This window comes from Paraburkholderia terricola (assembly GCF_003330825.1).
GTDB classification, from domain to species: Bacteria; Pseudomonadota; Gammaproteobacteria; order Burkholderiales; family Burkholderiaceae; genus Paraburkholderia; species Paraburkholderia terricola.
The window spans coordinates 3,993,994-4,010,199 of record NZ_CP024941.1; the positions used below are offsets into that span (position 1 = coordinate 3,993,994).

Here is a 16,206-nt window from a genome sequence, read left to right on the forward strand (position 1 = left end):
TTATCAGAGGCAATCAGGCGTGTTTCTACACGCCTAGTAAGTCATGCAGCACCGGCATCTTGCTTTCGAGTTCACTCGCCCCGAAGTGCTCGACAATCGCGCCGTGCTCCATCACATAGAAGCGATCGGCAAGTGGTGCCGCAAAACGGAAATTCTGTTCGACCATCACGACCGTATAGCCGCGCGCCTTGAGCGTGATGATCATGCGCGCGAGCGCCTGCACGATGACAGGCGCGAGCCCTTCCGAGATTTCGTCGAGCAGCAGCAGGCTCGCGCCGGTGCGCAGAATGCGTGCGACCGCCAGCATCTGCTGTTCGCCGCCCGAGAGCCGCGTGCCCTGGCTCATGCGGCGTTCCTGCAGATTCGGGAACATCGAATAGATTTCCTCGAGCGACATCATGTGCGCCTTGTCGCCGACGGGCGGCGGCAACAGCAGATTCTCCTCGCACGAGAGACTCGAAAAAATACCGCGCTCTTCCGGGCAATAACCGATGCCGCAATGCGCGATGCGATGCGTGGGCAAGTTGATGGTTTCGCGTCCGCCGATGCGGATCGAACCCGTGCGCCGCCCGGTCAGCCCCATGATGGCGCGTAATGTCGTGGTGCGTCCCGCGCCATTGCGGCCAAGCAGCGTGACGACTTCGCCGCGGTTCACCGTCAGATCGACGCCGTGCAGGATATGGGATTCCCCGTACCACGCCTGCAAACCGGTGATCTCCAGCGCAGGCGCGGCGCCGCCCGTGTCGCTCACTTCGAGGCTTTCGCGCTCGGCAATCGTATTCATGCGTGGGCTCCGGCGAGCGCCGCGTCGGCGCTGCCCATGTAGGCTTGCATCACGAGCGGATTCTTGGACACTTCGGCGTAGCTGCCTTCGGCCAGCACTTCACCCCGTTGCAGCACGGTGATCGTGTCGGAGATGCCGGCGATCACGTTCATGTTGTGCTCGACCATCAGAATCGTGCGACCGCTCGATACTTTTTTGATCAGCGCCGTGACGCGATCGACGTCTTCGTGGCCCATGCCTTGCGTCGGTTCGTCGAGCAGCATCAGTTCAGGCTCCATCGCGAGGGTGGTGGCGATTTCCAGCGCGCGCTTGCGGCCGTATGAAAGTTCGACGGTCAACACATCGGCGAAATCGGTCAAGCCGACCTGGGTGAGCAGATCCATGGCGCGATCGTCGAGCTGGCGCAGCGTGCGCTCGCTCCTCCAGAAATGAAACGCGGTGCCGAGCGAGCGCTGCAAACCGATCCGCACATTCTGCAATGCCGTCAGATGCGGAAATACAGCGGAAATCTGGAATGACCGGATGATGCCGCGGCGCGCGATTTGCGCGGGACGCTCACCGGTAATGTCAATGCCGTTAAAGACGATCTGACCCGCGGTGGGTTCGAGAAACTTGGTGAGCAGATTGAAACAGGTGGTTTTGCCTGCCCCATTGGGCCCGATCAGCGCGTGGATCGAGCCGCGCCGAACGCGCAGGTTCACCCCATTCACGGCGATGAAGCCTTTGAACTCGCGGGTAAGCCCCCGCGTTTCGAGAATCGTATCGCCGAGAATCATGTTCCCTTCCGTGACGGAGTAAGGCGAAGCACTACGATCTTCCGCGCGAATCCTTGCGCGACTTTTTTATATGGCGGCACCCCATGCCGCTCATTGGCGTGCTGCACCAATCGGGACGGTAATCCAAAGGCGGCACGCAGCATGGCTGCCATTGTCGCGCCAATGATGCAGCGCATTCATTGGGATTTGCACTTAGTGGATGACGCCGTCTCGCGCACGGTCGGTGCGTGCACGTTGCTTGCTCAACCTTTCTTCATTGCACGACACGTCTGTCCGACACATACGGCGAGTCGCCTATGCGGCAAGCATTCTCGCCTGTCACAAAGCGGACATCGACGGCGTGGCGCTGATTTGCGCGGCCACGCTGCCGGCCACGCGCGCGCGGCGATCTTCGCGGATCATGTCGCTCGCACGCTCGGCGATCATCAACGTGGGCGAGTTGGTGTTGCCCGAAGTAATGGTGGGCATGACGGATCCATCGACGACGCGCAAGCCGTCAACACCGATAACTCGTAGCCGGTTATCGACCACCGCGCCCGGATCATCGCTCGTACCCATGCGGCAGGTGCCGACCGGATGAAAGATCGTGGTGCCGACCGCGCCTGCGGCCTGCTGCAGTTCTTCCTCGGTCTGATACTGGAGACCGGGCAAAATTTCCCGCGGCCGATAGCGCCCGAGCGCGGGCGCCGCGGCGATGCGGCGCGTGAGACGCAGCGCGTTCGCGGCGACGTGCCGGTCGTAATCGGTGGAGAGATAGTTGGGCGCGATCAACGGCGGCGCCGCCGCATCCGCCGATTCGATGTGAATGCTGCCGCGCGAAGTCGGCCGCAAATGACACACCGAGGCTGTGAACGCATTGAAGCGATGCAGCGGTTCGCCGAAGCGATCGAGCGAGAGCGGCTGCACGTGATATTCGAGGTCGGGGCGCGTAAGCGAGCGGTCATCCGGGTCGGACCTGGCGAACGCGCCGAGTTGCGACGGCGACATCGACATCGGCCCGCTTTGAAAGAGCGCGTATTGCACGCCGATCATCAGCTTGCCCCACCAGTGCGCGGACGCGGTATTGAGCGTGCGCACGCCGTCGACCTGATAAGCCATCCGCAATTGCAAATGGTCCTGCAAGTTTTCGCCGACGCCGCGCAGATCGTTCACGACCGCGATACCCAGATTTTGCAGACGCGCGCCGTTGCCGATGCCGGATAGTTCGAGCAGTTGCGGCGAGTTGACCGCGCCCGCGCTGAGGATCACTTCGCAGCGCGCCTTGGCGAGATAGTCGGTGTTGTCGCCGCGATATTCGACGCCGGTGCAGCGGCGTCCTTCGAACACGACGCGCTGCGTGTGCGCGCCGGTGATGATCGTGAGATTCGGCCGCTTGAGCGCGGGACGCAGAAACGCCTTCGATGCGTTCCAACGAATGCCGCGTTTCTGATTGACGTCAAAGTAGCCGACGCCGGTGTTGTCGCCGCGATTGAAGTCATCGGTAACGGGTATGCCGGTCTGTTGCGCGGCGTGCGAAAACTCCTCGAGGATTTTCCATTTGAGCCGTTGCTTTTCGACGCGCCACGGCCCACCCGCGCCATGCGATTCATTCGCGCCGGCGTGGTGGTCCTCGCTGCGCTTGAAGATGGGCAGGACCGCGTTCCAGGACCAGGAGGCGTCGTTGGTCACGCGCGCCCACTCGTCGTAGTCCTCCCGCTGACCACGCATGTAGATCATGCCGTTGATCGACGAACTGCCGCCGAGTACGCGCCCGCGTGGATAGGAAAGCGCGCGGCCGTTGAGGCCGGGCTCCGCCTGGGTTTTATAAAGCCAGTCCGTGCGCGGATTGCCGATGCAATAGAGGTAGCCGACCGGCACGTGAATCCAGTGGTAATCGTCCTTGCCGCCGGCTTCGAGCAGCAGCACCTGGATTTCCGGATCTTCAGTGAGGCGATTGGCGAGCACGCAACCCGCCGTCCCCGCGCCGACGATGATGTAATCGAATTCGCCTTCCAGGCGCCGGGCTGCCCAAGATGGGCTATCGGTGTCGCTCATTGTTTTGTCTCCTGGCTTTTTTCCGCAAGGCGTCTGGTTGCTGTTTGCCTGCATGCGCCCGTTCATTTCGTGCCTTCGGCGCGCCGCGAAACAGCGCAGCCGAAGGCAAACGTCTCAAACTATTTGGCGACAGGCATCGTGAACTCGGCACCTTTCGCGATGCTGTCGGGCCATCTCTGCATGATGCTCTTATAGCGCGTGTAGAACCGCACGCCTTCCTCGCCATAAGCGTGATGATCGCCGAATAGCGACTTCTTCCAGCCGCCAAAGGAATGCCACGCCATCGGCACCGGAATCGGCACGTTGATCCCCACCATGCCGATCTGGATCTGACGGGAGAAAGCCCGCGCGACACCGCCGTCGGAAGTGAACAGCGACACGCCGTTGGCGAACTCGTTGGCGTTGATGAGCTCCACCGCGGAAGCGAAATCCGGCACCCGCACCACGCACAGCACCGGTCCGAAAATCTCCTCGCGGTAAATCTTCATGTCGGTCGAGACATCGTCGAACAAGGTGCCGCCGAGAAAGAAGCCCTGCTCGTGCCCGGCCACCTGATGACCCCGTCCGTCGACCACCAGCTTCGCACCCGCCGCGACACCCGCTTCGATATAGCCCGTCACTTTCTCGCGATGCGCGGCTGTGACCAGCGGTCCCATTTCGGCGGCCGATTCCATGCCGTTGAGAATCTTCAGGCTCTTCACGCGCGGTGTGAGCCGCTCGATCAATTCGTCGGCGATATGCCCCACCGCGACGGCCACCGAAATCGCCATGCAGCGCTCGCCCGCCGAACCGTAGGCCGCGCCGATCAATGCGTCGACAGCCTGATCGAGATCCGCGTCCGGCATCACCACCAGGTGATTCTTTGCGCCGCCCAACGCCTGCACGCGCTTGCCGTGCTTCGTGCCTTCCGTATAGATGTATTCGGCGATCGGCGTCGAGCCCACGAACGACAACGCGCTCACTTCGGGATGCACGAGCAAGGCGTCGACCGCGACCTTGTCGCCATGCACGACGTTGAGCACGCCATCCGGCAAGCCGGCTTCCTTGAACAATTCGGCGAGACGGATCGACGCGGACGGATCACGCTCCGACGGCTTCAGCACGAACGTGTTGCCGCACGCGATCGCCACCGGGAACATCCAGCACGGCACCATCATCGGGAAATTGAACGGCGTGATTCCGGCGACCACGCCGAGCGGCTGCCGCAGATTCCAGTTGTCGATCCCGCCGCCGATCTGATCGGTGAAGTCGGTCTTCAGCAGATTGGGAATGCCGCACGCGAACTCGACGATCTCGATGCCGCGCATCACTTCGCCCTTCGCGTCCGAGAACACCTTGCCGTGTTCACGTGTGATCAATTCCGCCAGTTCGTCGTGGTGGCGATCGAGCAGTTCCTTGAATTTGAACAGCACGCGCGCTCGCTTGATCGGCGCGGTTTCGCTCCATGCGGGAAACGCGTCGCGGGCGGCGGCGACCGCCGCGTCCACTTCGGCGACGCTCGCCAGCGGCACGCGGGCGCTCACGGCGCCGAGCGCGGGATTGAAGACGTCGCCGAAACGATGGCTGGTGCCGTCGACCGTCTTGCCGTTGATGAAATGGGTCAGCGCGCGGGCGCTCGTTTCGCTGCGGACGGTCTCGTCCTGATGTGTCTCGCTCATCTCGTTCCTCTTGGTGTGAAGGTCTTCCGCCCGACGCGACCGGCGTGATGAACGCAAGCGTAAGGCGCTTCGGGCGCACAAATCCAATGAGTAATGCTCAATTGCGCTATAAGCCGCGCTAATATCAGGATATGGATCTGACTCTGCTCCGGGCTTTTGTCACCGTCGCACGCGAGGGCAACCTCACGCGTGCCGCCGTGCAACTGCACCTGACCCAACCCGCCGTCAGCCTGCAAATCAAACATTTGCAGGAGACGCTGGGCGTCACGCTGTTCACGCGGACCTCCCACGGGCTCTCGCTCACGCGCGATGGTCAGGCGCTTCTGCCGCACGCCGAGCGGGCGCTCGCCGCCGCGAGCGACGTGCAGCGGGCGGCGGAGTCGCTGCGTCACGAAGTGCGCGGACGCTTGCAGATCGGCACGATTCTCGACCCGACGTTTCTGCGCCTGGGCGGCTTTCTGAAGCAACTGGTGGAGACCTGGCCGCGCATCGAGACGGCCTTGCGGCATGGCATGTCGGGCTGGGTGCTGGAGCAGGTTCGCGCGGGCGAACTGGACGTGGGTTACTACATCGGCCTGCCCTCCGACGACGATCCACGCGACGGCGCGGCCTTCCACGCCGTCACGCTCACGCATTTCCAGTATCGCGTGCTGGCGCCGCCCGGCTGGAAGGACCGCGTGAAGGGCGCGCGCGACTGGCGCTCGCTCGCGGCGCTGCCGTGGATCTGGACGCCGCCCGCCTCCGCGCACAACCGGTTGTTGTCGCGCTGCTTCGGCGAAGCGGGCGTGAAACCGCTAAAGGTGGCGGAAGTGGACCAGGAGCCGTCGATGCTCGATCTCGTCAAGTCGGGCGTCGGCCTGACGCTGGCGCGCGACGCCACCGCGATCGCCGAAGCGCATGCGCACGCGCTGACCATCGTGGAAGGCGTCACCGTGCCGACCCAGCTCAGTTTTATTACGCTCGCGGCGCGCAAGGACGAGCCGGCGATCGCGGCGGCATTGAAGCTGATCGAACAGCAATGGGCGACATGAGGGTGGACGTGGACGCGACATGGACGCGGCTGGAAGCGGCGCGGAACCGATATGAGCCGTTCTCATGACAGCCGCACGTTCGATGCTCATGCTCGCTGCCAGTTCGTGTGCGATTGACCCGAGCGGCCGGACAAGCGCAGTTCCGCGCGCCACGCTCTCATCTGAAACCACGCCGTCACGGACTTTTTGTTAGATTGACGCTTCGCGCTTACGCGCCGGCCCCACATCGTTTTCTGTTCCGTCTGACTTCGTCCTTCCCGGCAGCTTCGCCCGTCAACACCGGAAGCCGCCGACCACTCCATTCATCGACAGGAGCCTGACATGGCACGCAACATTGAAATCAAAGCCCGCGCCCAGCATTTCGAGCAACTGCGCGAACGCGCCGCGCAGCTCGCGCCCGACGCGCCGCTGATCTTCCGCCAGCAGGACTTTTTCTACGACGTGCCGCGCGGCCGCCTGAAACTGCGCCAGTTCGACGACGGCACGCCGGCCGAATTGATCTTCTATCAGCGCGACGACCGCGACGGCCCGAAAGCGTCGTATTACACGCGCAGCCCCGTCACGAACCCCGAAGCCATGCACGCGCTGCTCGCCACCGCGCTGACCACGCGCGGCATCGTCACGAAGGAACGTCATGTGTATCTGACCGGGCGCACGCGAATTCACCTGGACCGCGTGGACGGTCTCGGTGACTTCGTCGAACTCGAAGTCGTGCTCGCCCAGGATGACGACGAAGAAAGCGGCCACGCCGAAGCGCATGCGATGTTCGCGAGCCTCGGCGTGCCGGAAGCGGATCTGGTGGCGGTGGCCTACGTCGATTTGCTGAGCCCGGAGAGCGAGCCGAAGCAAGCGGCATGAATGATCGCTGCGCGGTCGCGGGCGAGCCCATGCAACAACCGTTACTTAAGCCGCAGCCGCTCCGGGCGACAGATGGCCGAGCGGCAACGGCCCGTTACGCTTGAACGTGGTGAGCACGATATTCGAGCGCACGCTATCGACGCCCGGCACGCGCATCAGCTTCTTCATGACGAACGTCGACAGATAGTTCAGATCGGGCGCCACGATGCGCAACAAGTAGTCGGCGTCGCCGACTACCGCGTGACATTCCAGCACTTCAGGCAGCACCTCGATCTGCTGCTGGAATTGCTCGATCACCGAATCGCCGTGGTGCTTCAACTTCAAGCTCGTGAAGGCCGTGACGCCGAGCCCGAGCTTCTCCGGGCGCAGCACGACACGATAGCCGTCCACCACCCCCAGTTGCTCCAGCCGCTGCAAACGCCGTCCGATCTGCGACGGCGACAGCGGCACCTGCTCCGCCAATTGCTGATGCGTGGCGCGGCCAAAGCGCTGAAGAACGTCCAGCAACGCAAGATCGAAGTGATCGAGTTCCAACATGATGAGTGTCCGCACGGAATCGCCGTTGAATGCGCGATTATTGCACGCGGGTTCTCAGACTCGAACACGGTCGCCCCGGCGGAAGCGGCTCACGCAAAGGCTGGCGGACGCACGGCGATATCCGAAGACAAACGCCGACGACACGCACGGCAAGCTCGCCGGATCCGTGAAAAGATAATGGACGCGCCCGGCTTTTTCCGCGCGCCTGTCCAGCTCAACGAGGTAGCGCCATGATTCATAAACTGACTTCCGAGCAACGTGCGACGCAGGTTGCGAAATTGCACGGCTGGCAAGCCGTGGCCGGCCGCGACGCAATCCAGCGGCAGTTCAGATTCGCCGACTTCAACGAAGCATTCGGCTTCATGACGCGCGTGGCGATCAAGGCGCAGGAGATGGACCACCACCCAGAATGGTTCAACGTCTACGACAAGGTGGAAATCACGTTGTCCACGCACGAGGTCGACGGCTTGAGCGAGCGTGACATCGAACTGGCCCGGTTCATCGACAGTATTACTTCGTAACACCTGCGCTCAGGTTGCGTGCCGGGGCGTCCGATCGAGGTTTATCGAACGATTCGGTCAGTACTGAAAGGGCATTGCAGGCTATCGGGCATCCAAACCTTCAGTTCTACAGGCTGTTCTTAAGGTACACGTAAGAATCCCACGCCTGCCGCGCAACCGCGTCCAAACGATCCCGCGATAGCGTCTGCTGACGCTGTACAATCATCAACGCATACGGCTTGGAGAGCGCGCTTGCCTCCTTGCACAGAACGAGTTCGTCGCCGCTCGAAGGTGAGCGGGCGCGCCAGAAGTTGATCGCGGCTTCCAGTTCGTGAATCGTTATCTCGGACATGACTTCGTGATCGCTCAGTGGCTGCTTCGCGGCGGTTCGTGTCGGTTATCGGCACGGCCGCGGCGCACGCCCCGGCTGTGCGGCAGGCGCCCCGGCGAACCGCTTGCCCACATGCCTAACCCATTGTAATTGAGCGAAATCCATGCGACTCCTTCTGATTGAAGATGACCGCCCCATCGCACGCGGCATCCAAAGCAGTCTCGAACAAGCCGGCTTCACCGTCGACATGGTCCATGACGGCATCTTCGCCGAGCAGGCCCTCACGCAAAACCGCCATGAACTGGTGATCCTCGATCTGGGTCTGCCCGGTATCGACGGCATGACGCTGCTCTCGCGTTTTCGTCAGAGCAATCGTCATACGCCGGTGATCATCCTCACCGCGCGCGACGAATTGAACGACCGCGTTCAAGGCCTGAATTCCGGCGCCGACGATTACCTGCTGAAGCCATTCGAACCCGCGGAACTCGAAGCGCGCATTCGCGCGGTGATGCGCCGCAGCGGTCCGCACGGCGACATGCCGCGTCCGGAAGTGTCGCTCGGCGGCGTGCGCCTGTCGGGCGTCGATCGCCGCATTTTCAACGACGACAAGCCGCTCGAACTGTCGCCGCGTGAATTCGCCGTGCTCGAAATGCTGTTGCTGCGTCATGGCCGCGTGGTCAGCAAGGCGCAATTGCAAGACCATCTGACGCACTTCGGCGGCGATCTCGGCGACACCGCGATCGAGGTCTATGTGCACCGGGTGCGTAAAAAGCTCGAAAGCTGCCGCGTCGAAATCGTCACGGTGCGTGGCTTCGGTTATCTGTTGCAGGAAATCCGCCAGGCCGCATAATCGCCCTGAGGGCCGCGATCTTCGTCGCGGCCTGACGGCGCCGGGCCGGCGCCGCGCACCTGGTGCGCGATTCGCCGGCATCCGGCGGAATTTCACGGCGCCTTCGCCGTTGCCACTTTCCCGCGCGTTCGATCATGCCCCAGCCGGCCGCCAATAGTCTGCGCCGCACGCTGCTGCGGCGCCTAGCCGCTCCCCTTTCGCTGCTCGCGCTGATGAGCGGCCTGATCGCTTACTGGCTCGCGTGGCAGTACACGCAGCACGTGGTGGACCGCTCGCTCGCCGATCTCGCCACCGCCATCTCCAAACAGATCCAGATCGCCGGAGCGGATGCGCGGTTCACCGTGCCGCCGCTCGCGCAAGCCATGTTCTCCGATCCGGTCGAGCACCTGGTCTACCGGATCAGCAACGGCGAAACCGAAATCGCCGGCGACCCGAAGCTGCCGCTACAAGGCACCAGCGTGCGGCGCATGCACTACGCGTATGTGTTCGAAACGCAGCATGAAGGCGTGACGGTGCGCGTGGCGCAGGTGCGCGTCGACCAGCCGGTCGGCAATCCGATCGTCGTCGAAGTGGGTCAGCCGGTGCATCACCGTTTTCAAATCGCCGCCGAGTTTCTGGTCGCGATCATGATGCCGCTGCTGTTGTTGCTGCTGGCGGGGTGGATCATCGTGTGGCGCGTCGTCAATCAGCAGCTCAATCCGCTGACCGATCTTGCCGACTCGCTGAACCGGCAGACCCACACCTCCCTCGAACCGGTCGACGAAACCTACGTGCCGGTCGAAATCCGGCCCCTCACCGGCGCGCTGAACGCCCTGCTTGATCGCCTGAAAACCGCGCTCGACGGCCAGCGCAAATTCATCGCCGACGCCGCGCATCAACTGCGCACGCCGCTCACCGCCGTCAAGCTGCATGCGGAGCAAGCCGCTGTGGCGCGCGACCCGCAGCAAGCGCTGGCCGCGGTGCGCGAGCTGCGCGCCGCAGCCGACCGCGCGGTGCGGCTGTCGAATCAACTGCTGTCGCTCGCGCGCGCCGAGCCGGGCGAACAGGCGGCCCGCTTCGTCGATGTCGATATGGCCGCGCTCGCGTTCGACACGGGTGCGGAATGGGTGCCGCGCGCGCTGGCGTTTCACGTCGACCTCGGTTTCCAGCGGCTCGACGATCCCGCCAACGATCATCCGCTGATGGCACGCGGCAATCCCGTGCTGCTGCACGAAGTGATGGCGAATCTGCTGGATAACGCGCTGAAGTACGTGCCGCCGTCGCGCTTCGATGGCGGGCGCATCACGGTGACGGTGTCGCAAACGGTGATCGACCAGGTGCGCATGGCCGAGATCATCGTCGAGGACAACGGGCCGGGCGTGCCGCTCACGCAGCAAGCCGATCTGTTCAAACGATTCTTCCGCGGCGATGGCCAGAGCGACTCCGGCGTGGACGGCGGCGCCGGTCTCGGTCTCGCGATCGTTCACGACATCATGGTGCTGCATCACGGCAGCGTGCATTACGAAGACGCACCGGAAGGCGGAGCACGTTTTATCGTCCGCATTCCGCTCGTGCCCACCACTGCTCAGAGCAGCCCCGGTGCGCAGACAGAAGAAGGCCCCGGGCAGCCCGAAAAAAAATCGGCGCACTCGGCGCCGATCGATATGTGACGATGCGGGTCAACGCGGGCGGCCTGGACTTTATCGTCAATTCAGGCCGCCCGTGTTTCATTTCTTCTTCGCTTTTTTCGCCGGCGCCGCAGCCTTCTTCAACGACTTGACCGACTTCGCCGCCTTGTCCGATTTTCCCGCGCCCTTCTCTTTCTCGGGCAACGCCAGCATCGTGCCGCGGCACTTGCGCGCGCCGCAACGGCATTCGTATTCCTTCTTGAGCTTCTTGGTCTGACGCGCGTCGATCACCAGGCCATAGTCGTAAAAGACTTCCTCGCCCTCGGCAATGTCGCGCAACGCATGCACGTACACGTGACCGTCGATTTCCTCGGCTTCACAGTTCGGCGCGCATGAATGGTTGATCCATCGCGCACTGTTGCCGTTCACCTTGCCGTCGATGACCTTGCCGCTGTCGAGCGCGAAATAGAACGTGTGATTCGGTTCCGCCGGATTATGCGGATGACGGCGCAACGCTTCTTTCCAAGAGATCCGCTCACCTTTGTATTCGATCAGCCGTTCGCCGGCCGCAATCGGTTCGAGGGCAAACACGCCTTTGCCGTGCACACCCGAACGACGCACGGCGATCCTGCGTGAACTCATTGAATGAATCCTTGTGAAGAACTGAAAGTGAAGTTCCGGTAGCCGTCAGCCATGCTCGCGTCTGACGCGCTGCTTTTGCTGACGCCGATAGCAAACGCGGCGCCTTGCGAGCGCCGCGAACCTTGGACGCCCATGCGCCACAACCGGCATCCTACACGCTCAAGACGGCTTCGTTCAACCGTCAATAAGCGCTCAGCGCAAGACGCGCCGGCATCTTCACCGTTGTCCGAACGAGATCTCGCCGAACAGCGCTTTCTGCTCTCGCGGTTGTGAGCGCCAGTACTGCGGCGGCGCCTCGACCGTCGCGCCGAGTTGCGCCGCGGCGTGCCAGGGCCAGCGCGGGTTGTACAGCAAGGCACGGGCCAATGCGATCAGATCGGCGTCGCCGGCTTCGATCAGTTGCTCGGCATGGACCGGATCGGTGATGAGCCCCACGCCGATGGTGGTGAGGCCGGTGGCTTGCTTGACCGCCCTCGCGAAGGGGATCTGATAGCCCGGTTCGAGCGGGATCTTCTGCAACGGCGAGACACCGCCCGACGACACGTCGATCCAGTCGCAGCCGCGCTTTTTCAACTCGTCGGCAAATGCGATCGTATCTTCAAGTGTCCAGCCGCCTTCGACCCAGTCGGTCGCGGAAACCCGCACGCCCACCGGTTTGTCGGCGGGAAATGCGGCGCGCACGATGTCGAAGATTTCGAGTGGAAAACGCATGCGGTTGCCGAGCGAGCCGCCGTACTCGTCGCCGCGTTGATTGGCGATCGGCGAGAGGAACTGATGCAGCAGATAGCCATGTGCCGCGTGCACTTCCAACGCGTCGATACCCAGGCGCGCGGCGCGCCGCGCAGACGCCGCGAATGCTTCACGAATCCGGTTCAAGCCGGCTGTGTCGAGCGCGAGAGGCGGCTCTTCGCCCGCCTTATGCGGCAACGCGGACGGCGCGTGCGGCAGCCAGCCGCCTTGCGACACCGGAATCAGTTGCCCGCCTTCCCACGGCGCGTGACTCGAGGCCTTACGCCCGGCGTGCGCCAACTGCATCGTCACGCTGATGCGCGAATGCTTGCGGATAGCGGCCAGCACCGGCACGAGCGCGGCTTCGGTGGCGTCGTCCCACAGTCCAAGATCGCCGGGCGTGATGCGGCCATCGGGCTCGACCGCGGTCGCCTCGATGCACAACATGCCCGCGCCGGACAAGGCGAGACTGCCGAGATGGATCATGTGCCATGCAGTCGCCTCGCCGCGCTCGGCGGAGTACTGGCACATCGGGGACACGACGATACGGTTGGGAAGCGTCACGCTACGCAGCGTGAGCGGAGAAAAAAGCGCGCTCATGAATTCCGCCCAGTAAGAACCCGAGAGCGGTCGAGCATAGCATCGCGAGTGATTTACTGCAGTCAAGCCCTGGTCAGGGTTTCGCCTCGACCTGATCGAGCCATTCGCCGAACATGCGGCGCGCGGCGGCTTCCAGCGCCGGACCAAGACGCGCGGTCTCGGCGCGCAACTGACGGGCATCGATACCGTGACCGGCAATCTCGCCGGCATTGCCGATCAGCCAGGGCTCGAAGCGGTCGGCGCGAATCTCCGGGTGACATTGCAGACCCAGAACGTGATCGCCAAAGGCAAACGCCTGGTTCTCGCAGGCCGGCGTCGAAGCAAGCCGCGTGGCGCCGTCGGGTAAATCGAAGGTGTCGCCGTGCCAATGCAACATGGACGTGTGCGCCCCATCCAGATGACGCACCGGCGAAGCGCGGCCCGCCTCGGTGAGGGTGAGCGGCGTCCAGCCGAGTTCCGTATGGCCCGCGGAATAGACGCGCGCGCCGAGCGCGCGCGCGATCAATTGAGCGCCGAGGCAGATGCCGAGCGTCGGCAAACCGGCCGCGATGCGTTTTTCGATCTTGGACAGCAGTGGCCCGAGTGTCGGATAAAGCGCGTCGTCGGTTGCGCTGATCGGACCGCCCAGCACCACCATCAACGACGCGGCAACCGGGTCGGGCGCCTCGATACGCGCGAAGCCGACGTCGAGATAGCGGACCGGGCGACCGCGCTCGCCGAGCACCAGCTCGAGACTGCCCAGATCCTCGAAGTACACGTGCCGAATGGCCAGAACTTCGCGATTCATCGGCTGCCCACCTTCAGATTGACTAAGGACTTGCCGCTATGCGGCGCTCGAACGGCTGGCGGTCGGCATGTGCGCCGACCGCCGAAGCCGGCTTGGCAGTGTAGCGGATTGTCGTGAAAGAAGCCGCCTTATTGGGCGTAGATCTTCCACGTCTTCTTCTGGGTGGCGGCGTCGGCGGTTTCATGCACCGAGCAATCGAGGCGCACATCCGTATCCGACAGCTTCAGGTCGAGCAGCGCGCAGTAATGCGGCGTCTTCTTCGGATTCTTGCTCGGCTCGAAGTGCGCGCAGCTCAGGCACATGCGGTGCGGTGGAATGGTGCCTTGCGCTTCCAGTTGATGAACGGTTTTCAGCAGAGTGCGATAGAACATGGTCTGCTCGTCGTCGCGCAGCGTGCCGACCGCCTTGGCCAAAAAGTCCGGCCATTGCGCGGCGCGCTTGGCGGCCGTGCGGCCACGCGCTGTCAGGCGAACCGCGAGTGCGCGGCCGTCGTCGAGCGCGCGGCGCTTTTCGACCAGACCCTTGCCTTCGAGCGTGCTCACCGCATCACTGGTGGTCGCGGCGGTCAGCGCCGTTTCACGCGCGATCTCGCCCAGGCGCATCGGACCCTTGCGCTGCATCAACAAGACCAGGATCTCGCCCTGAGTCGGCGTGAGACCCGCGCCTTCGGCCCATTCCCAAGCCTGGCTTCGCATCGCCGTGCTCAATCGCAATAGGCTGTGGGTCACCCGCCCGGTCGCCTGTTCTCCGTATACGCCTTCGCTCATAATCTTCGATTGGTTTATTTACAGCCCTCGTGCAGGATCGGCGACCCTTCTGCCGACCGTGCCCGTAGCCTTTGTGGGGTAGCCTCGTCCCAGTCGCGGGCGAGACCGTTTCGACTATCTCAAAAATTTACCGCCTGACTGGCCAAGGCGGCGAAAACGACATTCTATGCGAGAGCGGCGAATCGTACAGCTAACTTATCCAACGCGATCTGTGGATAACCGCGGGAAAACACGGGGACGACCTGTGCACCGATTCTTGATAAGCCGGCTGACCGCGCTGCCCGTCTCTGAGTTGTCCTCGCGTCGCGGCATCGGCCCACCTTCGATCAGCCCGGTTATGGTTTACGTAGTGTCTTGACTTTGAACGACATTGGTCAGTTGTCCACAGGCGGATGCGATGCTTGTTAACTATTACTACTTTTGTATACGGGATTTCTAAAAACCCTTAAGTGCGCCGAGCTGGAAAATAAATTACAGAAAAAAACCCGCTCGAGGCGGGTTTCCTTACGAATTCCCCGCAACGCGGGTCGGGCTAAGCGCGCCATTGCAAACACTGCTGCCGAACGGCTTCATGCAAGGACTTTTCCCGATCGACGACGCCGCGCAACCACGTCGCATCGTTCACCTGATTGCGAGCGATCGCGCCGATTTCGGCGAGCGCCTTGCCCGAACCCAATGCTTCGGCGTGCGGTGCGATCAGATCGAGCGTTTCGAGAATGTCTTCGGAGATCGTCTTGCGTTCACCCGTTTGCGGATTGATGCAGGTGCCGGCAAGCCCGAAACGGCACGCCTCGAAACGGTTGAACGTGTAGACGAGGTAATCGTCCTCGCGCGGCGTGATCGGTTTGTCGAGCAACAGATGGCGCGCCAGCGTCTGGATGTAGCAGGCAATCGCCGCGGCGCGATCCACCGAGAACGGCGTGTCCATCACGCGGACTTCGATCGTGCCGAAGCCCGGCTTCGGCCGGATGTCCCAGTAGAAATCCTTCATGCTGTTGACGACACCCGTGTGCACCATCTTCGAGAAATATTCCTCGAAGCTGTCCCACGTCAGCACGAACGGCGCACGGCCCGACAGCGGAAACGCGAACACGGAGTTCAGGCGCGCCGAATGAAAACCGGTATCCACGCCCTGCACGAACGGCGACGAGGCGGACAACGCGATGAAATGCGGAATGAAGCGCGACATCGAATGCAGCAGGTAGAGCGCGCTATTCGGATCCGGGCAGCCAATGTGCACATGCTGGCCGAACACCGTGAATTGCTTGGCAAGATAGCCATACAACTCGGAAAGGTACTGGAAGCGCGGCGTGTCGACGATCTGCCGTTCGCTCCATTGCTGGAAAGCGTGCGTGCCGCCGCCGCACAACCCCACGTTCAGGCGGTCCGCCGCGGAAACCAGCGTGTCGCGAATCTTGCGCAAATCGGCGACGGCCTGTTCATGCGTCGTGCAAATGCCGGTCGACAACTCGATCATGCTTTCGGTGATTTCCGGCGTGATGTTGCCCGGAATCTTTTCGTCCTTGATGAGCCGCATCAGATCGGAGCCGGCTCGGGTCAGATCGTAGTCGTGCGTATTGACGATTTGCATCTCGAGTTCGACGCCGAATGTGAACGGTTTCGAATCGATGAAGGGTTCGAGTGACATGGCGTCCCCTGGGTCGGATCGGCCCGGTATGTGTCAGATGCCCGGCCGATTTTGAATCGAATAAGTT

15 protein-coding genes and 1 pseudogene are annotated in these 16,206 nt (G+C 62.8%); 5 read left to right on the forward strand and 11 right to left on the reverse strand.

Annotated features, from left to right (window positions below; genetic code table 11):
* Nucleotides 1-25 precede the first annotated feature (25 nt).
* From CUJ90_RS18115 to CUJ90_RS18130, 4 genes are all read right to left on the reverse strand, one after another.
* On the reverse strand, nucleotides 26-784 hold the full coding sequence (locus CUJ90_RS18115) for an ABC transporter ATP-binding protein (protein WP_073427856.1): 759 nt from the start codon (nucleotides 782-784) through the stop codon (nucleotides 26-28).
* Nucleotides 781-1,560, reverse strand: a complete 780-nt coding sequence (locus tag CUJ90_RS18120) for an ABC transporter ATP-binding protein (RefSeq protein ID WP_073427857.1) — start codon at nucleotides 1,558-1,560, stop codon at nucleotides 781-783. The genes CUJ90_RS18115 and CUJ90_RS18120 overlap by 4 nt, the downstream gene beginning before the upstream one ends.
* Before the next feature lie 318 nt (nucleotides 1,561-1,878).
* Nucleotides 1,879-3,594 (reverse strand): GMC family oxidoreductase, encoded by a 1,716-nt coding sequence (locus CUJ90_RS18125; protein ID WP_114163371.1) that lies wholly within the window; start codon nucleotides 3,592-3,594, stop codon nucleotides 1,879-1,881.
* Nucleotides 3,595-3,713: 119 nt separating this feature from the next.
* Nucleotides 3,714-5,252 (reverse strand): CoA-acylating methylmalonate-semialdehyde dehydrogenase, encoded by a 1,539-nt coding sequence (locus CUJ90_RS18130; protein ID WP_114163372.1) that lies wholly within the window; start codon nucleotides 5,250-5,252, stop codon nucleotides 3,714-3,716.
* A 131-nt stretch (nucleotides 5,253-5,383) separates the two neighbouring features.
* Here CUJ90_RS18130 and CUJ90_RS18135 point away from each other — a divergent pair, with 131 nt between their 5' ends.
* Nucleotides 5,384-6,283 carry a LysR family transcriptional regulator gene (locus tag CUJ90_RS18135; RefSeq protein ID WP_083086036.1) on the forward strand — a complete coding sequence of 300 codons (900 nt, stop codon included), beginning with the start codon at nucleotides 5,384-5,386 and terminating at the stop codon, nucleotides 6,281-6,283.
* 321 nt (nucleotides 6,284-6,604) lie between these two features.
* A complete protein-coding gene (locus tag CUJ90_RS18140; protein WP_073427861.1) occupies nucleotides 6,605-7,141 on the forward strand; it encodes a class IV adenylate cyclase in 537 nt (178 codons plus the stop codon).
* 45 nt (nucleotides 7,142-7,186) lie between these two features.
* Here the strand turns inward: CUJ90_RS18140 and CUJ90_RS18145 are convergent, their stop codons facing one another.
* A complete protein-coding gene (locus CUJ90_RS18145; protein WP_073427862.1) occupies nucleotides 7,187-7,678 on the reverse strand; it encodes an Lrp/AsnC family transcriptional regulator in 492 nt (163 codons plus the stop codon).
* 227 nt (nucleotides 7,679-7,905) lie between these two features.
* On the opposite strand from CUJ90_RS18145, the pseudogene CUJ90_RS18150 reads away from it, so the two are divergent.
* Nucleotides 7,906-8,199 (forward strand): annotated as a pseudogene (locus CUJ90_RS18150) (4a-hydroxytetrahydrobiopterin dehydratase); the annotation flags it as partial.
* Nucleotides 8,200-8,305: 106 nt separating this feature from the next.
* Here CUJ90_RS18150 and CUJ90_RS18155 read toward each other — a convergent pair.
* Nucleotides 8,306-8,530 (reverse strand): DUF3717 domain-containing protein, encoded by a 225-nt coding sequence (locus CUJ90_RS18155; protein WP_073427864.1) that lies wholly within the window; start codon nucleotides 8,528-8,530, stop codon nucleotides 8,306-8,308.
* Between the two features lie 142 nt (nucleotides 8,531-8,672).
* On the opposite strand from CUJ90_RS18155, the gene CUJ90_RS18160 reads away from it, so the two are divergent.
* A complete protein-coding gene (locus CUJ90_RS18160; protein ID WP_073427865.1) occupies nucleotides 8,673-9,359 on the forward strand; it encodes a response regulator in 687 nt (228 codons plus the stop codon).
* A gap of 134 nt (nucleotides 9,360-9,493) precedes the next feature.
* Complete coding sequence (locus CUJ90_RS18165; protein ID WP_073427866.1) at nucleotides 9,494-11,008, forward strand: sensor histidine kinase; 1,515 nt, start codon at nucleotides 9,494-9,496, stop codon at nucleotides 11,006-11,008.
* A gap of 57 nt (nucleotides 11,009-11,065) precedes the next feature.
* Here the strand turns inward: CUJ90_RS18165 and CUJ90_RS18170 are convergent, their stop codons facing one another.
* The 5 genes from CUJ90_RS18170 to CUJ90_RS18190 form a co-directional block, all read right to left on the reverse strand.
* Complete coding sequence (locus CUJ90_RS18170; protein WP_073427867.1) at nucleotides 11,066-11,608, reverse strand: SET domain-containing protein; 543 nt, start codon at nucleotides 11,606-11,608, stop codon at nucleotides 11,066-11,068.
* Nucleotides 11,609-11,824: 216 nt separating this feature from the next.
* The gene (locus CUJ90_RS18175; RefSeq protein WP_073427868.1) at nucleotides 11,825-12,937 is read right to left on the reverse strand and encodes an NADH:flavin oxidoreductase/NADH oxidase; all 1,113 of its coding nucleotides are present in this window, start codon (nucleotides 12,935-12,937) and stop codon (nucleotides 11,825-11,827) included.
* Nucleotides 12,938-13,010: 73 nt separating this feature from the next.
* The gene (locus CUJ90_RS18180; RefSeq protein ID WP_114163373.1) at nucleotides 13,011-13,724 is read right to left on the reverse strand and encodes a glutamine amidotransferase; all 714 of its coding nucleotides are present in this window, start codon (nucleotides 13,722-13,724) and stop codon (nucleotides 13,011-13,013) included.
* Between the two features lie 128 nt (nucleotides 13,725-13,852).
* A complete protein-coding gene (locus CUJ90_RS18185; RefSeq protein ID WP_073427870.1) occupies nucleotides 13,853-14,491 on the reverse strand; it encodes a MarR family winged helix-turn-helix transcriptional regulator in 639 nt (212 codons plus the stop codon).
* Nucleotides 14,492-15,023: 532 nt separating this feature from the next.
* Nucleotides 15,024-16,139 carry a YbdK family carboxylate-amine ligase gene (locus tag CUJ90_RS18190; protein WP_073427871.1) on the reverse strand — a complete coding sequence of 372 codons (1,116 nt, stop codon included), beginning with the start codon at nucleotides 16,137-16,139 and terminating at the stop codon, nucleotides 15,024-15,026.
* Between the last annotated feature and the right edge of the window lie 67 nt (nucleotides 16,140-16,206).

Bases quoted from the DNA above. Each gene is read 5' to 3' on its own strand.
- CUJ90_RS18125 (WP_114163371.1), bottom strand. From the start codon at position 3,594: ATGAGCGACACCGATAGCCCATCTTGGGCAGCCCGGCGCCTGGAAGGC.
- CUJ90_RS18130 (WP_114163372.1), bottom strand. From the start codon at position 5,252: ATGAGCGAGACACATCAGGACGAGACCGTCCGCAGCGAAACGAGCGCC.
- CUJ90_RS18145 (WP_073427862.1), bottom strand. From the start codon at position 7,678: ATGTTGGAACTCGATCACTTCGATCTTGCGTTGCTGGACGTTCTTCAG.
- CUJ90_RS18160 (WP_073427865.1), top strand. From the start codon at position 8,673: ATGCGACTCCTTCTGATTGAAGATGACCGCCCCATCGCACGCGGCATC.
- CUJ90_RS18170 (WP_073427867.1), bottom strand. From the start codon at position 11,608: ATGAGTTCACGCAGGATCGCCGTGCGTCGTTCGGGTGTGCACGGCAAA.
- CUJ90_RS18180 (WP_114163373.1), bottom strand. From the start codon at position 13,724: ATGAATCGCGAAGTTCTGGCCATTCGGCACGTGTACTTCGAGGATCTG.
- CUJ90_RS18185 (WP_073427870.1), bottom strand. From the start codon at position 14,491: ATGAGCGAAGGCGTATACGGAGAACAGGCGACCGGGCGGGTGACCCAC.
- CUJ90_RS18135 (WP_083086036.1), top strand. From the start codon at position 5,384: ATGGATCTGACTCTGCTCCGGGCTTTTGTCACCGTCGCACGCGAGGGC.
- CUJ90_RS18115 (WP_073427856.1), bottom strand. From the start codon at position 784: ATGAATACGATTGCCGAGCGCGAAAGCCTCGAAGTGAGCGACACGGGC.
- CUJ90_RS18175 (WP_073427868.1), bottom strand. From the start codon at position 12,937: ATGAGCGCGCTTTTTTCTCCGCTCACGCTGCGTAGCGTGACGCTTCCC.
- CUJ90_RS18155 (WP_073427864.1), bottom strand. From the start codon at position 8,530: ATGTCCGAGATAACGATTCACGAACTGGAAGCCGCGATCAACTTCTGG.
- CUJ90_RS18140 (WP_073427861.1), top strand. From the start codon at position 6,605: ATGGCACGCAACATTGAAATCAAAGCCCGCGCCCAGCATTTCGAGCAA.
- CUJ90_RS18120 (WP_073427857.1), bottom strand. From the start codon at position 1,560: ATGATTCTCGGCGATACGATTCTCGAAACGCGGGGGCTTACCCGCGAG.
- CUJ90_RS18165 (WP_073427866.1), top strand. From the start codon at position 9,494: ATGCCCCAGCCGGCCGCCAATAGTCTGCGCCGCACGCTGCTGCGGCGC.
- CUJ90_RS18190 (WP_073427871.1), bottom strand. From the start codon at position 16,139: ATGTCACTCGAACCCTTCATCGATTCGAAACCGTTCACATTCGGCGTC.